The organism is Henriciella marina (assembly GCF_027213945.1).
Lineage (GTDB): Bacteria > Pseudomonadota > Alphaproteobacteria > Caulobacterales > Hyphomonadaceae > Henriciella > Henriciella marina_A.
Genome location: NZ_JAPWGW010000121.1, coordinates 1 through 229, shown reverse-complemented (window position 1 = coordinate 229; position 229 = coordinate 1). Strand labels below are relative to the sequence as shown.

The following is a 229-nucleotide window of genomic DNA, read 5'->3' as shown; positions in this document are numbered from 1 at the left end:
GCATTCAGATCTTCAAAAAGCGAATTTATGAAGCTCTCTCGACCCACTTGTGTGATCGAATAAACCCTTTTGGCTGGCTTTCCCTCTTGCGCCTGGACGTGGCTGGTGACAAATCCATCTTCTTCCAATTTAGAAAGTGCTGGATAAATCGAGCCAAAGCTGGCTTCTAAAAAGAAGGAAAAGTCGCCCTCAGTGGAGCGTTTGCGGATTTCATAGCCTGTCGTTTCCC

The 229-nt window shown here is 46.7% G+C and carries 1 protein-coding gene; it reads right to left on the bottom strand.

The features are described from left to right. Positions 1-229, bottom strand: a 229-nt coding sequence (locus O4G74_RS16380) for a PadR family transcriptional regulator (protein ID WP_269403572.1), incomplete at both ends; no start/stop codon positions are given.